Below are 318 nucleotides of genomic sequence, written 5' to 3' on the forward strand. Positions count from 1 at the left end.
TCGTCAGGCTTCCCTGGGAGCCCAGAGGGGCCTTGGCCACTTCGCCGCACGCCTGGGCCGGGTCGCCCCCGGCGTCGTCCCTGGGGCCGGGGACCGCCATGTTGGGCTTAACGCCCTGGGGGTTGGAACAAGCTCCAAGCGCCGCTACCAGAATCCACGCGCCCAAATGCCAATACCGAGAAATACCCATGTGAATCCGCCTCCAATCTGGTCTAATGAGACCAGGATTAGTGTAAGCGGTTTGGGGCGTTACGGAGGCGTTACCCCGTTACAGGCCGAAGAGCCACTCCACGAAGGCGTTCACCACGTCGTTCTCTG

The sequence above is a fragment of the Thermus sp. genome (genome assembly GCF_056332225.1).